This window comes from Cryobacterium shii, from assembly GCF_004402595.1.
GTDB lineage: Bacteria > Actinomycetota > Actinomycetes > Actinomycetales > Microbacteriaceae > Cryobacterium > Cryobacterium shii.
In genome coordinates this window covers 140,796-154,853 of the sequence record NZ_SOFY01000077.1, presented here as the reverse complement: position 1 = coordinate 154,853, position 14,058 = coordinate 140,796, and the positions used below count along the sequence as shown (strand labels likewise).

Annotated in this window: 11 protein-coding genes; all 11 read right to left on the bottom strand. The window is 67.6% G+C overall.

Annotated features, from left to right (window positions below; translation table 11 throughout):
* A partial coding sequence (locus E3O49_RS14695) for a DUF222 domain-containing protein (RefSeq protein WP_478213386.1) occupies positions 1–840 on the bottom strand: 840 nt, incomplete at its 3' end.
* Positions 841–980: 140 nt separating this feature from the next.
* A complete protein-coding gene (locus E3O49_RS14690) occupies positions 981–2,516 on the bottom strand; it encodes a CYTH and CHAD domain-containing protein (RefSeq protein ID WP_134366605.1) in 1,536 nt (511 codons plus the stop codon).
* Between the two features lie 38 nt (positions 2,517–2,554).
* Entirely contained in the window at positions 2,555–3,328 is a 774-nt protein-coding gene (locus E3O49_RS14685; protein ID WP_198416034.1) for a phosphate ABC transporter ATP-binding protein, read from the bottom strand.
* A 233-nt stretch (positions 3,329–3,561) separates the two neighbouring features.
* Complete coding sequence (locus E3O49_RS14680; protein WP_241994560.1) at positions 3,562–4,494, bottom strand: sortase; 933 nt, start codon at positions 4,492–4,494, stop codon at positions 3,562–3,564.
* Complete coding sequence (locus tag E3O49_RS14675; protein ID WP_134366604.1) at positions 4,491–5,051, bottom strand: hypothetical protein; 561 nt, start codon at positions 5,049–5,051, stop codon at positions 4,491–4,493. The genes E3O49_RS14680 and E3O49_RS14675 overlap by 4 nt, the downstream gene beginning before the upstream one ends.
* Positions 5,052–5,245: 194 nt before the next feature.
* Positions 5,246–6,151, bottom strand: a complete 906-nt coding sequence (locus tag E3O49_RS14670) for a hypothetical protein (RefSeq protein WP_134451817.1) — start codon at positions 6,149–6,151, stop codon at positions 5,246–5,248.
* A gap of 31 nt (positions 6,152–6,182) precedes the next feature.
* A complete protein-coding gene (locus E3O49_RS14665) occupies positions 6,183–7,274 on the bottom strand; it encodes a hypothetical protein (RefSeq protein ID WP_134366602.1) in 1,092 nt (363 codons plus the stop codon).
* A 109-nt stretch (positions 7,275–7,383) separates the two neighbouring features.
* Positions 7,384–10,056 carry a hypothetical protein gene (locus E3O49_RS14660; protein WP_134402589.1) on the bottom strand — a complete coding sequence of 891 codons (2,673 nt, stop codon included), beginning with the start codon at positions 10,054–10,056 and terminating at the stop codon, positions 7,384–7,386.
* Positions 10,053–11,702, bottom strand: coding sequence for a phosphate ABC transporter substrate-binding protein PstS (gene pstS / locus E3O49_RS14655; RefSeq protein WP_244285311.1), 1,650 nt, complete (start codon positions 11,700–11,702; stop codon positions 10,053–10,055). Before pstS ends, E3O49_RS14660 begins: the two co-directional genes overlap by 4 nt.
* Positions 11,699–13,000 carry a phosphate ABC transporter permease PstA gene (gene pstA, locus E3O49_RS14650; RefSeq protein ID WP_241975849.1) on the bottom strand — a complete coding sequence of 434 codons (1,302 nt, stop codon included), beginning with the start codon at positions 12,998–13,000 and terminating at the stop codon, positions 11,699–11,701. Before pstA ends, pstS begins: the two co-directional genes overlap by 4 nt.
* Positions 13,000–14,052: a phosphate ABC transporter permease subunit PstC gene (pstC, locus tag E3O49_RS14645; RefSeq protein ID WP_134367755.1), complete on the bottom strand. Its 1,053-nt coding sequence runs from the start codon at positions 14,050–14,052 to the stop codon at positions 13,000–13,002. The genes pstA and pstC overlap by 1 nt, the downstream gene beginning before the upstream one ends.
* Between the last annotated feature and the right edge of the window lie 6 nt (positions 14,053–14,058).

The window sequence follows — 14,058 nt, the reverse complement described above, 5'->3', positions numbered from 1 at the left end:
ATCGGGCCGTAACCCTCCAGATGGGCCGGTTCGTCGTTGAGACCCATCAGACTGAACACCGGGACCGTGATGTTCACCGAACCGCGGATCCCCTTGCCGAGTCCCGACGGCGTCACCCCGTCGAGGATGAGGTCCTCGAACACGTCCGCCTTCAACTGGGTCAGGGTTCGTTCCTCCTCCTTGCANCACGTCCGCCTTCAACTGGGTCAGGGTTCGTTCCTCCTCCTTGCTCTGCAGGCTCAGGGCCATCAGCGTCACCCGTTCGTACGCGGCCTGCGCCTTCTCCGCGCTGGCGTAGAAGGTGAGCGACGCCATCCCGTCCGGCTCGGGCTCGAAGAACACCGCCCGATCCTTCACCGACTTCTGATGCCGGGCCTTGATCGTCTCCGGGTGCCACCGCTCCCGCAGAGTCCGGGCGTTGTACTTCAGCTTCGACGCGGTCAGCGTGCCCGCCGATTTCAACACGGCCGCTTCGAATTTCACCCGCCCTTCCGCGGGCACCGACCAGGCCTGATTGACCACCACCTGCGCGTGCCGATAGCTGATCTCCCCCGACGCCAGCGCCGCCCGGGTCGCCGGGAGATCCACGGCCAGGGCCCGGCTCTCCGCGACCAGGTTCTCCGCCGTGCGCTGCGGCACCCGGATCGTGCAGGCCAGCTCGCTCGAGAACTCCCGTTCGGCGACCTCACGTGCGTCTCGCCGCGCACCCGGCACCCGGGCATTGTGGTGGGCGATGGCCTGCCCGAACCGGCGGGCATCCTCGACCCGTTCCGCCCGCCGGGCGAAGGCCACGGCGATGTCCCGCTCGGCCTCCGCGATCGCGTCGAAATGCCGGCCCATGGCCTCTCGCTCTTCGAACACTGACGGCTTCATGAGGACCACGCTAGAGGCGGCCACCGACACTCCCCCGGCAGCCGTGCACACTGTGGATAACCTGATCAAACAGGCATTGTGGAGGAGTGAATCCGCGCCGGGACCGGCTACTTTTTCAGGGAGGCGGAGGGGAAGTCCGCCCAGGAACGGAAGAACCGCGCCTCGGTCGCTGCGGCACCGGTCTGTTCCACGGCGTGCAGCCGCCCATAGGTGAACGCGTTCTCGCTGTGCAGGAATGCGGCCATGCCGAGGTTGAGTAGCACGCCGCGGGCGACGACGCTGTCCTGGTGGTCGCCGAGCGTGTCCTGCACCTGACGTGCGGCGGCCACCAGCCGCGTGGCGCGGCGGCGACGCAGCGGGGCGGCCGTCTCGGCCGCGTACCGCAGCCGCTTGGCCCGCTTCCGCGCCTCGTGCAACGCCGCGTCCCGGGCGGTACCGGCGGGGGTCAGTCGAGCGGTGCGCACGGATGCCCGCAGCCTCTTCCAATCGGCCCGGATCAGCGTGGGGATGACCCGGTCCGCGCGCTTAGCGGCGTCCGGGAGCAGCGGCGGTGACGCCAGCAGCGCGTCCAGGCTGTCGAGCAGCCGGAAGTACCGGTCGGAGTTCAGCGCCGCCAGGGCATCGCCCCGGGCGGCACGAATGACCGTGCCGAAGTGGCCGTCGACGCGCTGTACCACCGGTCCGGCCACGAGGTTCTCCGGCTCCTCGGCCAGCCGGTGCGCAAGGCGCTGCTGGATCACCTGCGCGTCCCTGGCCCCGCCGAGGACCCCGGCGATCCAGCGCAGTTCGACGCGCAGCGGCGCCGTGACATCGGTGTCCAAGAAGTCGCGGTAGGTGGCCAGGGCTGAGCGCAGGCGCCGGGTGGCCACCCGCATCCGGTGCACCGCCTCGACGTCGTTCTCACGCACCCGAGCATCCTGCGCGCTGATGGCTTCGACCTGTTCGTGCAGGTAGGCGAGCAGCACGGTTCGGGTCGAACTCTTGCGGGTCGGCCGGAACGAGACGGGCGCCCCGAGCACGGGGGCCCGGTCGCCCAGGGCCCGGGCGAGCTTGGACGGGCTCGTCGCCGGCTCGACGCCGACCGAAGACAACCGCTCCTGGGCTGCGTCCAACAGCGCCCTCGAGCCGTTGACGAGCTCGACTTCCCACTCGCGCCAGCTCTGCTGGAACGCATCTGCACCACCGGCCCCGGTGCCGAACCGCTCGGCCTCCACTTCGTCGTCACAGACCTCGGCGAGCACCCGCTCGTTCTTGCCGACCAGGAGGTGCACGACGCGGCGGGTGTGCAGGCGCACCACCGGCACCAGCACCCGTCCACGCAGGAAGACCCTGACCAGGTTGAGAATAGGCTCCGGGATTTGCGCCGGGTCGCTGCCCAGCGGCTCACGCATTTCGCGGCGCTCGTCGACGGACACGGGCAACTTGAGGTGCCAGCCGGCGTCGTCTCCCCCGGTGCGACGGCGCAGCGTCATCCGCCGGTTCGCGAGGGCAAGGTCGTCGGTGTCGTAGTACAGGGCGTCGAGGTCATGCTCGACCGGCGGCTCGACGTGGGTGACGCCCGGGAGGTCGTGCAGGGCGGGCAGCACGGTGGCCGCATTGACGTCGAATTTGCGCTCGATCTCGGCAAAGCCATCGGAAGTCATGATCAATTCTAGTGCGCCCACCGGGCCTTGATACCGGACTACCCGAACCGGCCGTTGACGTAATCGGCCGTGCGGCTGTCGATCGGGTTGCCAAACATCGCGTCGGTGGGCCCGTGCTCGACGATCCCGCCGGGAGCCCCCTGGGCAGCGAGGAAAAACGCGCAGTTCTGGGAGACCCGCTGTGCCTGCTGCATGTTGTGGGTCACGATGACGATGGTGACCTCGCGGGCCAGCTCGAGCATCGTCTCCTCAATGACGCGGGTTGAGGTGGGATCGAGGGCCGAGCATGGCTCGTCCATCAGGAGGATCCGCGGGGTGACGGCGAGGGAGCGGGCAATGCAGAGGCGCTGCTGCTGCCCGCCCGAAAGGCCACTGCCCGGGGCGCGCAGCCGGTCGCGCACCTCCTTCCACAGGCCGGCTTTGGTAAGGCAGCTCTCGACGAGGAAGTCCTTCTCGTCAACGGAGGCACGCCGCCCGGTGAGGGTCAGTCCGGCCACGACGTTGTCGTAGATCGACATTGCCGGGAACGGGTTGGGCTTCTGGAACACCATCCCGATGTGCTTGCGGGCGTCAACCAGCTTGCGTTCGGGGTCGTAGATGTCCTCGCCGTCGAGGAGCACCTCGCCGGCCAGGCTCGCCGAGGGCACCAGCTCGTGCATACGGTTCAGGATGCGCAGGAACGTCGATTTGCCGCAGCCGGAGGGGCCGATCAGCGAGGTGATGATTCCGGCGGGCATGGTGAGGCTGACCCGGTCGAGCACCTGGCGTTCGCCGAACCAGGCCGACACATTTCGGCCCTCCAGAGTGGCCAACGGGCCAGGATCCCGCACGGCCGAAGGGCCGGAAGCGTTCAGGGACAGGTCCTTGCCCGCCGGGCGTTTACGCCACGGCACGGACAGGCGACTCGTCCCGGTCGGCGCGGCGTCGGTGGCGGAGCGGGCCGGCGGGCGCAGCCGGCCGTCCCGCTGCCGTGGCGATGTCGGTAGCGGCAGCACCTGCGTGCGGTCATCATTGGTCAGTTCCTCGTTCATGGACTCCATCTTTTCTACAGCAGGTTCGGAAGCAGGCGCACCACCTGGTCGGCCACGAACAGGCCGCCCACGGTGACGACGGGAAGGAAAACCGTCCAGGTCTTGCGGAGGCCGACACGTCGGTAGGCCCACACTGCGGCGAGCTCGACCAGCAGCAGGAACTGCAGGGCGAACACCAGCGCCCAGACCGTTTCGGTGTCGGTGGCGAGCTCCCGGTCGACGGCAGGCAGGGTCCCAAACGTGGTCGCTCGCGTGCCGGCGGGTTTCGTCTCCGACACGAGCTCAGCATCCACCCGGGCGATCCCGCTCGGCACAAACGCCGGGCCGCGAGCCGTCTCAAGGACGAGGCGGCTCTTTCCCGCGCCGAGCGGAGCCGGCATCGGGTCGCCCGCATACCGAACGCCGAGCACGGAGAATTTCTGACGGCCCTGGCCGGTGATCACCGTGAACTGCTGCCCCGGTCGCAACTCCTGCAACCGGGCGAAAGGTCCGCCATAGGCGGCTGCGCGGCCCATGATGACGCTGTAGCCCGCCTGGCCCGGCAGTACGGTATCGCGGCGGTGGCCCGGTCCCGCCCGCAGGGTGCCGGAGTCGGTTCCTTCGACGACCACCTCGTGCACCCCGATCGCGGGGATGTCGATCAGCGCCACCGGGGCTCCCGCCGCCAGCAGAACCCGGTCCACGGTACCCTCACTGACCGGCGCCGTGCCCTGCGCGAGTTCGGCCCGCAGGGAGTTCGTCAGCTGCTGCTGGGAGACGAAGTGCTGCACCTGCCCGAAAATCGTGAGGTGGGCGAGAAAGCCGAAGATGAGCACGGCAACGATCGTGAGCGCGGTGCGAACGGCCTGGTCTCGGACGCTCAACACCACGGGTGCGCGTGGAGGCAGGGGCATCCGCCGCGGCGGCGTTGGCAGCTTCAGCCGCCGGGGGGCTGTGGTGATCGTCACGATGTGACGGTCCCGTATCCGGGTACGAGTCCGGGCAGCGGTCGTTCCAGCCGGCGCAGCCGAAGCAACTGGCGCACCGCCAGAACGAGGGCGGCCAGGAGCACGAGCACCGCCAGGAGGAACCACGGCAGCAGGAGCGTGAACGAGTCGCGGGTCGAGGGCCACAGGGCCGTGCCGTCAATGTCCGCGGGCGGAGTCATCGTCACATGGCCGCGATAGAAGGTCCACTGGCCGACGCTTTTAAAGTTCGCCGTCACGGTGCGCGTCTCCCCCGGTGCGAGGTTCGCGACCTCGACCTTGTCGAGAGTCTTGATGGGCTGGTTGATCGCGTTGTCGAGCCGGAACTGCACGCTCGAGGTGATCGGGGAAGTGCTGACGTTCTTCATCGTGAACTCCAGGGCCAGGTCCCCGCCGCCCGGCCCGATCGTCGGTTCGGTGAGCACGGTGAGCCCGCTGACGTAGAGGAAGTCGTGGCTGTTGCTCGCGTGCGAATCCGTGGCCGCTTGGGCGCTTGCCGGAAATACGGCCAGCCAAGCCAGCCCGAGGAACAAGGACATTGCAGTCAGGGTCACGGCCGGTAGGCGGCGGGCGGCAGCGGATGTGAGCACAGTCAAGTTAGTCCATTCGAGGTTTCGGAGTGCTGAACGCGAGGCGAACGAAGGGGAAACGCTCCCGTCCCCGCTCGTCTCCCGTGCCGGAAGGCCACGGGACGACATTCGTTCCCGTGGCCTTCCGTGGTACGGAGTGCGGTTTACTTCTTTACGCGGCGGAAACGACGCGCGATGATCACGCCGGCTCCGGCCGCCAGGGCGAGCATGGCCGAGACCAGGAACGGCAGGGTGTTGGCCGTTCCGGTCGACGCGAGCCCCTTGTCAGCATGGTTCGTCGTTGATCCAAGGCGATCCGACGAGCCAGACGTCAGGGTCCCCGACGAGCCAGGCGTGAAGCTGTCCGAGGAGCCTGACGTCACTCCCGGCGTCGGCGTCGCAGTCGGCTTCGGCGTCGCAGTCGGCGTCGGCGTCGCTATCGGCGTCGCAGTCGGCGTCGCAGTCGGCGTCGCAGTCGGCGTCGCAGTCGGCGTCGCAGTCGGCGTCGCAGTGGGCGTCGGCGTCGGAGCCGCCACAGCGGCCTGCGGCAGGAACGTGAAGGCGCCGGTGACCGGAACGACGCTGATCGAACGGAAGAAAGCGGCTGTCACTGCGACACCGTCAAACTTCGTGCAGGCGAGACCGAGGCTGTAGTTACCACCGGCGGCCCTGGCCGCGCCCTGGGAGTTGTTGATGAGTGAGAGCGGTGTGAGGAAGGGGTTCAGCACGTTCTTCGTGGCCCCATTGAACCCGAGGCCCGCATAGGCCTTCCAAGTGAGGACAGTCGTCTCGTTGCCGGGGGCGGCGAGGAAGGCGAACACGTTCGTGCTGTCGGCCGGGCAAGTGAACTCGCCATTGATGTCGCCCTGAGTGGACGAACCGATGAGCTCGTCATCCCATGCCCAGACGTGACCATCCGGCACCTGCGCCGCGTTCGTGTCATACATGTAAACGGGAGCGGCAGAACCATTGATCTGCGGCGCGGCGTTCGCCGCGGACGAGGCCCCGGCAACCAGGGCGAGGGAAACGACGCCGGCGGCGGCGTAACGCGTCTTCTTATTGAGCTTCATGTAGTTACAGGTCCTGTTCTTGGAACGTAGGTCACTTGGAGATGCGAACGGCGGTGGTGGTGGAGGGAGCCAGGATGCCGAACTTCTTCTTCAGCGAACCGGCCTTGGCGGCGAAAGTCGTCTGGGAGTTGGTCAGGCTCTGGCCCTTCGTCGGATCGAGCACTGCGGCCAGGGTCGAGTCGTACGCGGCGTTCGACGGGTCGACTCGTGCGTACTGCACGACGAGGTACGTGTCGCGTCCCCACAGGGAGTCGGCGTAGTACGGCGCATTGGGAACCATGGAGGTACCCGTTCCCGTGACGGGGGTGGCCCCGGCGACAAGCGAGCCCAAAACCGTGGTGTCCTTTTTCTTGGGGAAGCTCGCCCCGGTGTTCATGGCGACCCAGCGAGACACCGACATGGGCATGACGGCGTTCAGGCCGAGGTTGGAGGCGTCATGCTCCTGACCCACGGTGACGCAGGAGCCCAGCGTCGAGTCCGTGACGCCGATCTTGGCCATGAAGTCCTTGCGGGTTCCGGAGCCGGCCTGCGGGATGACGGGCGTGACCGTGACACCGCCCAGAGTGGTGACGCTGCAGGTGTACAGGCTCTTCATGGTCGCAGTGTCGATGGTGTTGATGCCGGCCGCCGTCGAACCGCTGTCGTACGCGTAGGCGATCGCGTCTCGACCGAAGGGCACCTGAATCAGGCTGCCTGCCGGATCGACAGTGCCTGATCCGGACGAACGCGCGATGTCGACCTGGCCCGTGATGACGACGCCCGCGGGCCCGCCGACGGTTCCGGAGGTGTACGGGGCGCCGTCAATGGAACGGAGCAGGGCCGTGCGGCCGTCCCCCGAGCCATTCGGCCGGCCGAAACGCACGCCGGAGGTTTTCGCCGTGATGTAGGGGGTTCCGGTCGCGTCGAAGGAGCCGATGGTGTTCCCATTGGCCGTCGTCCGAACGGACGCTCCCGAGAGGGAGGAACCGTTGACCAGGGCGCTGACAACGTCCTCGAGGGTGTCGGAACCGACAATGGAGTAGCTGTTGGAGACGGGCTCGGCGTTGGCCGGGGTCGCGATGACAAGACCGGAGATGGCCACGCCGACAGTCGCGCAGAGCGCAATCATCTTCTTGGTGTTCACTGGGGTGCCTTTCGGGTGTGGTGCAGGAGACGAACCCGGGCGGGTCCCTCTTTCTCGGCGCTTCGCTTCGAGGCGGAAGCCCCGTGTGAACCGTCAAGTCGGGCGCGCATCAGGATCGTCTCCGAACGCGCGAAATCAGGGGGACGCCGCCGGCGGCGAGCAGGCCGGAGAGCAGCCCGGCCGGGACCGCCGCGCGCACCAGCCCGACGACCGGGTCCGCGGGCGTCGGCCTTGCCACCAGGGGGCCGGTGACGGTGCCCGCGGCGTCCGTGGCGCCCGCGCCAGCCGGGTCGACCGCGGCGTCGGCCATCACCAGTGCGCCCTCGGCCTGGGACGCGGCCGTTCCGTCGCTTGACGGGGTCGGGATGTAGGCGTCCGGGGCGGTCTCCGGCACGGTCGTTGGGACGATCGTGCTGCTGCCCTGCTCGATCACGGTCGCGGCGGCGAGCGCCTGGGCCACCCAGCTCTTGGGGAGCGGGGTGTAGCCGTGCGGCAGCTGCCCGATCTCCGTGCCGGGTATCTGGCCGGCCCCGACCGCGTACCGGATCAGGTTGGCGTAGATCGCCCGCTGAGCGGCATCCGTCTGCAGCGGATTCAGAGCGGCATAGACCGGCATCGTCATCGGGTACGCCGTAGCCGCGGCCTTGGCGCTCGGGTTCGCCGGGTCATATTCGAGCACCTTGGGGTTGGCGCTGGTGGGGACCATCGCCGCGGAGGCCGCGAGCATGGAGTCCGCCGTCGGCGCCACGAAGCTGCCCGCGGAGTTCTGCAGTGACGCCGTCACCGTCTGGTACCGTGCGGCCGCGGCCGCGGTGGTGACGCTCAGCACGCGCTGGTTGCCCACCAGGCTTCGCACGCTCTTGCCGAACTTCGGCGGAACGCTTGTGGGGTTCCAGTCCCCGAGCTCCAGCCCGTCGCCGCGCAGGGTGAGATACGCGCCGTTCTCGAAGTCACTGGTGTAGGGGCGCCAGGTGACGAGGTTCACCGCCGTTGTGCCGGCGCCGACAGCGGCGGCGGGCCGCTCCATCGGATCAGCCTTTGGAAAATTCGTGCGCGGAAGGGCCAGGACCGTCCCCGACGGGTTGATGGTGGCGTCGGTGGATGACCAGGGGTTGACTTTCATCCCCCACTCGTCCGGCGTTCCGTTGAGGAATTCGACGGCAGACGGGTCGGAGAGAACGTACCGCCACAGTTGCTCGGCCTCGTCGGATCGTCCGGAAGGGAGGAGCATGTCTCCCAGGGACGGCCCGGTCAGGTCCTGGTACCTCCATTCCTCGTCGTTGACCGCCAGGAAATCGGGGTCGACCGTGAGGTTGCGCGCGTTCGAGCCCGGGTGTGCGGAGTCGGTGTAGCCGAAGAATTTGAGGGAGTCCGATGTGGTCGGCGCTCCGGAAGGCAGGGAGTCCAGATACGAGTTCGTGAGGAGCTTCGCGATCAGGCGCGGGGTCAGGTTCAGTGACGTGAATGCCTCGGTGTTCCGGTCCTTGTATTCCTGAGGAACTTCGCCCACCGGTTTCACGCGGCGGTCGATGGAGAACGAAACCGCGACGCCGCTGAGGGCTATCGGCGCATAGGCGACCGGATCCGTCCCAGCGGTTTGCAGCGGACGCGAAGTGAGGGCCAGCGGGCTCGGCGCCGTCAGGCTTGCCGCGGCCAAGGCCTCTTCCTCGTTGCCGGTGCTGAGCACGAACGAGGAGCCGGAGGCACCGGCGCACAGGTTGGGCTGCCACGACCCGATCGCCGCGGCGACGAGTTCGCTCCCGGAGAGCTGCTTCTCGGCCGAGCCGATGGAGCAGCGTTGGCCGATGGGCTTGAAATCAAGCTTGACGGCCACGCTGTGCTTCCAGGAATCCCACAGCAGCCCGGACTTGGTGATGTAGGACTCCCCCGCGTCGTTTTTTCCGCGCGGGATGACCACGAGCCAGCACGATTTGCCGGCGACGGCGCCGTTCGCGGCCGTCACGGGCATACCGCAGCCGAGGCCCGGAGATTGCATGGCGGTCTGCACCTCGAATTTCACGGAGCCGTCGCCACTGTCGCTCGAGCCCGCCCAAGGCACCTCATTCGTCGTGTACTGGGTGTAGAACTCATTGGTGGCCAGGTCCACGCCTGACACGCCGGCGGGCAGGGGCACCCCGGTCGCGGACGGCGATCCATTGGCGTTCTGCACCAGGCCGGTCAGGGGGTCCACGATGTAATGCGTGAGGACGTTGGCCGAGTCCGCGAACACCGAGGCGATGGACCCGCCCGTTGATGCGCGGTAGGGAATGGCGGTGAAGGCGGGAACCGTGAATCCGTTGGCCGGGGACGTGTACTGCGCGTCCTGCGTGGCCACGTTCTCCTGGCTCACGGCGTTGTCGCGGGTGGACGCGACCTTGCCGGGGAATCCTCCGTATTGACACGTCGTGCGATCCGGACGGCTGGAATCCGTCGGGTCGTCTCCCCAGCACTGCGCAATCTGGAGAAAGTCCTCCCCTCCGGAGCTCCCATCTGGTCGCACGGATTTCTTTCCTCCGCTCCAGTTCACGACGATGCCCTGGGAAACGAGATCCTTGGTCTGGGAGACGGTGACCTTGAGATCAGGGAAGGGCGCGGTTGCCAGATCGGGGTCGAAGCCCCTCGACGCGACCGTGACAGCGGTCGATGCGTCAGCGGATGCCGCGGAGGGGGCGAGGGAGCCTAGCGCGGCGACACCGACGCCCACCATCAGGCCGACCACGACTCCGCTGGCGCCGGCCCGTGCCCAGAGTGCGTTTTTCGGGCCGAACGTGAGCCGCTTCACTTGGTGCCGGCTTTCGCGCCGCGGGGCGTGAACCGGCGGGCGAGCACGGGCGGCAGCACAGCGGCGGCCAGCAGCAGGAGGCCGGCGAGCAGCATGACCGACTGCTGAGTGCCCCAGCCGGTCTCGGCCAGGGTGAACGGTGCGGCAACTGCGGTGCCGGCAACGCCGGTTGCAGCGGTGCCGACCGCTGACACGAGGGCGCCGTTCTCGTCGAACACGGGCGCGGCCGCATTGGCGAGGGCGACGGCTGCTATCGCCGTTCCTCCGGTCGCCGCCGCTGCAGTCTTCGCGGAGGCTGAGCCGGCCGCGCCACCACCCGTGCCGCTGCCCGACACGGCAGTGTCGGCCAACGCCCCGGCCGTGCCGGTGGTGCACTGGTTGGCCCCGACCTTGTCGCAGGCGGCTGGTTGGAGGGCGGTGGTGGCCAGCAGGTTGCTCGACGGAGAGTCGCCGGCATTGAACGTCGGGTTGTGGCACTTGTTGATGTCAACGCCGCTGACATCGGCGCCCGGGACTCGCTTGATCTGGTCGAAGCCGGCCAGCACGAGGTTCATCGGCAACGGGGAGTAGCCCAGGGCTGCGGCCTGCTGCTGTCCCTCGCAGAGCATGTAGTTGGCGAAGGCGCCCAGGGTCAAACCCTTCTTCGCGGTGAAGACGCCGCCGACCTCGGTGGGCACGATCATGTAGGAGTAACTCGAGAGCGGGTAGGTGCGAGGGTCGGCGTTGTTGTAAACGCCGTCCAGAATCTGGGTGAGGTAGGTCGGTCCGGGTGTGGTGTTGATGGCGGCTTTCAGGAGCGCCACAGCCACCGAGTTCGCCGTGGGTTCGACGTAGTAGCCGGCCGCGTTGAGCACCTTGGCGACCGGGAAACCGGAGTTCTTGGCATACGAGTACTCGACGTAGGTGATCGCGCCGTCTCCGTAGTCCTGACTCACGTAGCCGGCGACGCCGGAGGATCCGCTCTGTGCCTTGGCGCTGCCGAAGGTGGGGAACTGTGAAGTCAGGCCGCAGTCAGCGGAGCGCCCGACCTTGGTGCAGAACGTTTTCCAGAGGGCCGGGTGCTGTTTGGACATCCAGAGAGTGAATTGCGCCGTGGAGCCGGAACCGTCCGAGCGCACGACCGGGACGATTCCCTTGTCCGGCATGGCCAGCCCAGGGTTGTCGGTCGCGATGGCCGGGTCGTTCCACTTCGTGATGACCCCGGTGAAGATCTTGGTGATGACCTCGCCGCTGAGCCGTAGGTTGGTGACTCGTTTGCCGCCGATTTTCAGGTTGTACATGAAGGCGGTACCACCGGCCACGATGGGCATATAGGCGTACCCGCGAGCGGGCACCTCTGGGGCCGAACCGTCCTCCGGGGCGGTCTGGAACGGGATCTCGCTGACCGCGAAGTCCACGCTGCCCGCGACGAAGTCCCGGCGCCCCGCTGACGAACCGACACCGGAGTAGTTCACGGTCATCGCGTAGTTCGTGGCTACGTTCTTGCGCCACTGATCGAGAGCGTTCTGAGACCACGTCGAACCGGTGCCGGTGATCGGGTCATAGCTCAGGGCCTGCGCCGGCACCGTTGTGGAGACGCTTAGACCAACAACGAGCAGGGCGAATAGGGTTCGGATGGAACGAATCCGTCGGGTGTGCGGCGTCACGAGGACGTCTCCTTCGTGGTCAGGTCGGTGGGTGAACTGGTCGGGAGGGATTCTGGACGGGGACTCGGATCCCCGGCGGCGAGGTCATTCCGCACGTTCATCCGCTGCAGGTCGCGCCCGGAGGCCAACAGGACGCGCTGTTCGTGGCGTGGGGAAAGCTGGCCGGGACCCTTGCCTCCGACAACCCGGGCAAGGGCGAAGAGCGTGAGTACCAGCAGGATCAAGACGGCGGCCGTGCCGAACCCGCGGGCGATCATGGTGGGCTCGGGCGATTTGACGAAGTCGAAGACCTGCAGCGGGAGGGAGATCATCGGGCCGGCGAACGGGTTCAGGTTGGTCACCGCTGTGACGCCGGAGGTGAGCAGCACTGGACTGGTCTCGCCGATGCCGCGTGCGGTGCCCAGGATCACGGCCGTCGCCAGGCCTGGGCGCGCCGTGGGCAACACGACATGCCAGATCGTGGCCCAGCGGGTGGACCCCAGGGCGTAGGCGGCCTCCCGCAGGTTGCCGGCAACCAGGCGCAACACGATGTCCGAGGCGCGGATGACGATCGGGAGCATCATGACTGTGATGGCCATGGCCGCGGCGAAGCCTGACCTCTGGTGCGTGATCAGCACGATGATCGCCGAGTAGACGAACAGGCCGGCCACGATGGACGGCAGCGCGGTCATCGCATCCGAGATGGTGCGCACGAACCGCGCGAACCGGCCGCCGACCTCGTTCAGGAACAGTGCGGTCGTGATGCCGAGAGGAATGGTGATCGCCAGCGCCATCGAGATCTGCATCAGCGTGCCCAGGATCGCGTGCACGATGCCGCCCATGTCGAGGCCGTCGAGGGGTCCGGCCAGTTCCATGCTCTGGGTGAAGAAGTTGGGATGAGGCAGGGCTTCCTGCCCGCGCACCAAAGTGAACGCCACCACGAAGACCAGGGCGCCGAAGAGCAGCACGCCGGCGCTGGAGAGGAGCACGGACATCAGCCGGTCCTTGACCTCCTGTGCGTCGCTCGTGAAGCTCACGAGCAGGGCGTAGAAGCCCAGGAACGCCAGGTATGCCACGAGCACCCAGCCCACACCGCCGGAAAGCGGACTGACCCAGCCGAAGAGGAGCACCGCGACGGCGACCCCGGCGGCGGCGGCGCCGATAACGTTGAACCGATCGTCGAGCCGGGCGCCACGCACCCGGCGACGCGGCCCGATCGGGGCGCCCTCCGGAGCCGGGATCGTCGTAGCGGGACGGCCGGACATCGCGTACGACCTGGTCGCGGCGGGCGTGATGGTCGTTGCCTGCGTGATTGTCATCAGTCGCTCTCTGCCCCGGAACGGGACCGCGCGACGATGGACGACGCGGTGAAGTTGATGATCAGGGTGATCAGGAAGAGCACGAGGCCTGCGGCCATGAGTGCCGAGAGGCCGAACGAACTCGACTCGCCGTACCGCAGCGCGATCAGGGCGGAGACGGAGTTGGTGCCGGTTTTGAGCACCTGCCAGTTGATCGTGAAAATGGGCGAGATGATCATGTACACGGCGATGGTTTCGCCGAGTGCGCGGCCGAGGCCGAGCATGGTGCCGCCGATGATGCCGCCGCGACCGAAGGGCAGCACGACGCTACGGATCATCCCCCAGCGGGTCGAGCCGAGCGCGAAGGCGGCCTCGCGCTCGCCGATCGGCGCCTGAGAGAAGGCCTCGCGCATGACCGACGTCTGGGTCGGAACCACCATCAAGCCGACCACGATGCCGGCGATGAAGGCCGAGGAGGTGAACGCGCTAGCCTCCGTGAGCGCGTGCCCACTGGCATCCGCGACCCGGAACAGCGGGATCCAACCGAAATACAGGGAGATCCAGGTTGCGACCGGGATCACGTTGGCCTGCAGGAAGAAGACACCCCAGAGGCCGAAGACGACGCTGGGCACGGCGGCCATCAGGTCGACCAGGGTGACCAGGGTGCTCTTCATAAGCCCTTGGGCGATCTCGGAGATTAGGAGCGCCGTTCCGAGCGCCAGCGGGACGGCAACGCACATGGCGATCACGGCGATCGTGATTGTGCCGAAGAGAACGGAAGCAATACCGAACTTCTTGGACTCAGGAGACCAGTCCTGTTCGAAGAGGAAGTTCACTCCGGCCACGCCGAGAGCGTCGGAGGCCCGGATCGACAGGAAGACGCCCACGGCCAGCATGATCGCCACGGTGATGCCGCCGGCGCTGAACGCCACCGAACGGAAGAGCGAGTCGGAACGGGAGGGACGTGAGACCAGGAGCCGGCGCGGTGAGGAGTCCGGGCTGGCCGGGTCCAGAACGGGCGCACCGGTATCGGGCGGCTCGTTCAGCGCGGCGACGAGGCTCGCAAGAGTCATTTTTGT